Source organism: Nitrosophilus sp., from assembly GCF_982775275.1.
The window spans coordinates 1-3212 of record NZ_CEXZHP010000174.1; the positions used below are offsets into that span (position 1 = coordinate 1).

Sequence of the window (3212 nt, forward strand, 5' to 3'; positions counted from 1 at the left end):
ATCATAAACAGTAGGGCCGCAAACGTAGATCCTAACTTCTTTATTATTAACCGGTATAAACTCCACCTCTTTTTTTTGGGCACTATCATAGATAAACATTTATTATACCTTTTAAAAAATATAATATAGCGATTTCAAAAAATGATAAAAATAAAAAAATAATCGCTATTTTAGACGAAATTATATCTAAAAACTCTCTAACTCCAAACTCTTTTATATTTAGTGTTACAAGCACAAATCCGGCTATGCTTGAAGCCAAAGCAAGTCCTGCGGCTTTTAGATAAAAAATAAGTAATATTGAAAAGATTATATTTATTAATAAAGATATTAAAGAGATTTTTGCGGCAACTTTTTGTTTATGATTTGCATAAAGCCATAAAGAAAAAAGCTTGCTTATTCCGTAAGGCAAAAGTCCGATCATATACATTGCCAATACTAAAGAGGTATTTTTAGTGTCGATTGATGTAAAAGAGCCTCTCTCAAACAAAATTTTAATAATCTCTTCTGATAAGATTATGCCTCCAAGAGTTGAAAAGCCAAGCAAAAACATTAAAAGCCAAAAACTTTTTTTTAGACTCTTTTTTGCTACTTTTAGATTTTTGTTTTTAATATTTTTGGATATGGTAGGGAAAAGGGCAGTTGCAGTAGCTATAGCAAAAAGAGCCAAAGGAAGCTGTAAAATCCTATTTGCGTAATATAGGTAACTTATAGAGCCGCTTACTAAAAAAGAGGCAAGCCATGTATCTAAAAAAGCCGATATCTGAGCTGTGGAGTTACCTAAAATAGCGGGAAAGAAGTTGTTATAAAATCTAATTAGATCATCTTTTATTAACTCTTTTTTTCTTTTATAGAGTTTACATGCCAAAATTAGATTTTTTAATATATTAAATCTTTTTGCCATATAAAAATGAACAAGCAGTTGTAACAAACCTCCTATTAAAACAGCGATACTTAAGGCAAGAACGATTTTTTCTTTTGAATATGTTTGAAAAAGAATCAAAGCCGATATTAAAGATAGATTTAAAAGGGCCGTAGAAAAAGCCGTTGTGGCAAAGTGCTCTTTATATTGTAAAAGTGCGGCCAAAAAAGTGACACAAAATATAAAATCAAGATAATAAAAATTTATAGCAACATATGGCGAGGCTAAATTTATTATTTTTTCATCAAATCCAAAAGCAATGATTTTTGTAAAATAGGGAGAAAAAATAGTTACTATAATGGAAAAAAGAAAAATAATCAAAAAAAATCTAACAAATATAATAAAAGCAAAAACGTTTTTTTGTTTAGTTGCTATATATGATGGTAAAAAGCTTTGAGCAAATGCCCCTTCGGCAAAAATCCTTCTAAAGAGGTTTGGAAATTTAAAAGCAACAAAAAAGATATCACTATATATATTTGCTCCAAGGATAGAGGCTGTTAAGAGATCTCTTATAAACCCTAAAATTCTTGAAAAAAGTATTCCAAAACTGTTTGTAAAAATCTTTTTTAACATTTTTTCCGTTTTTTTGAAAAGTTTATCAAAATTTTACTAAAATAACGTTTTAAAAAAGATTGGAGAAAATTTTGATAGTAGGATTGATTGGCGAAGTTATAAAAAAAGAGCCCACTTTTGTTCATATAAACGTTAACGGAGTTATATATGAAGTAAAGGTCTCTATAAATTGTAGTAGCGAGATAGATAAGAAAAATATAAAATTACATATTACTCATATAGTAAGAGAAGATAGCGAGACTTTATATGGGTTTTTGGATATAAATGAAAAGAAAATGTTTGATAGATTGATCAAATTAAACGGTGTTGGCCCAAAGGTGGCAATTGCTATATGCTCTACATTTAAACCGGATAATTTTGTAAAAATAGTAAAAGAAAAAAACGTAAATATGCTAAAAAAAGTTCCAGGTATCGGCCCAAAGAGTGCATCAAGGATATTGGTAGAGCTTGGAGAATTTGATCTTAGCAAAAAAGAGAGTAAAAGTTCAGCCTTTATTGAAGCAGAGCTTGCTTTAGAGACCCTTGGATTTAAAAAAGAGCAGATTCAAAAAGTTTTAAAAGAGTGTAATGGCGAAGATACGGCTTCTTTAGTTAAAGAGGCTTTGAAAAAAATCCAAAAAATATAAAGGAGAATATTTGAAATTTGCGATAATTTTTGGCGGTTCAAGTTTTGAACATGAAATAAGCATTGTAAGCGCAATAGTTTTAAAAGAGAAATTAAAAAGCGATTTAGTTTTTATTTTTGTTGATGAAAATAGAGATTTTTATCTAATCGATAATAAAAATATGAAATCAAAATATTTTAGTTCAAAAAGTTATAAAGAGTCTGGGAGTTTGATTTTGAAAAAAGGAGGCTTTTATCAAAAAAGTCTTTTAAAAGAGAAAAAGATAGAGTTTGACGTTGCTATAAATCTCATACACGGAAGAGATGGAGAAGATGGAAAAATTGCGGCGCTATTTGATTATTTTGGTATAGAATATATTGGTCCAAGAGTTGAGGGCAGCGTTATTAGTTTTAATAAACATTTTACCAAGATTTTCGCTAAAGAGCTTGGAATAAAAATAATTGAGTATCAAATTATTAAAAAAAGGGATATTAAACCTATTGAGTTTGAATTTCCTATTATAATAAAGCCTCTAAGACTTGGAAGTTCTATTGGCGTAAGCGTTGTAAAAGAGAGTAGCGAGTTAAGTTATGCATTGGACGTGGCTTTTGAATTTGATGATGAGGTTATAGTAGAACCTTTTATAGAGGGAATAAAAGAGTATAATTTAGCCGGATGCAAAGCTTCTGAATTTATATTTTCAATAATTGAAGAGCCTAAAAAAAGCGAAATACTAGATTTTGAAAAGAAGTATTTGGATTTTTCAAGAAATCAAAAAATAGAAGCTGCTCATTTGCCTTTGGATTTGGAAAATAGAATTAAAGAGACATTTAAAAAGATATATGATCCCTTATTTAACGGAGCGATAATTAGGTGCGATTTTTTTGTAAAAAATGGAGATATCTATCTAAACGAAATAAATCCAATCCCAGGAAGCCTAGCTAACTATCTTTTTGAAGATTTTGAAGATACCCTTTATAAATTGGCTTCAAATTTGCCTAAAGAAAAAGATATAAAGATAGATTATGCCTATATCCACTCTATTTCAGGAATGAAAAATAAGTGAGCGAGGGCAAAGCCGTTAGGCTTTAAGAGGCAAACTGCTTTGCCTCTGT

General features: G+C 29.4%; 3 protein-coding genes. 2 read left to right on the top strand and 1 reads right to left on the bottom strand.

Annotation, left to right across the window (positions count from 1 at the left end):
- Positions 1-85: 85 nt before the first annotated feature.
- Positions 86-1492, bottom strand: a complete 1407-nt coding sequence (gene murJ / locus AC30RD_RS07670) for a murein biosynthesis integral membrane protein MurJ (RefSeq protein WP_489493863.1) — start codon at positions 1490-1492, stop codon at positions 86-88.
- A gap of 71 nt (positions 1493-1563) precedes the next feature.
- On the opposite strand from murJ, the gene ruvA reads away from it, so the two are divergent.
- Together ruvA and AC30RD_RS07680 are read left to right on the top strand one after the other, a co-directional pair.
- On the top strand, positions 1564-2118 hold the full coding sequence (gene ruvA / locus AC30RD_RS07675; protein WP_489493865.1) for a Holliday junction branch migration protein RuvA: 555 nt from the start codon (positions 1564-1566) through the stop codon (positions 2116-2118).
- A gap of 10 nt (positions 2119-2128) precedes the next feature.
- Positions 2129-3163, top strand: a complete 1035-nt coding sequence (locus AC30RD_RS07680) for a D-alanine--D-alanine ligase (protein WP_489493866.1) — start codon at positions 2129-2131, stop codon at positions 3161-3163.
- Positions 3164-3212: the final 49 nt, after the last annotated feature.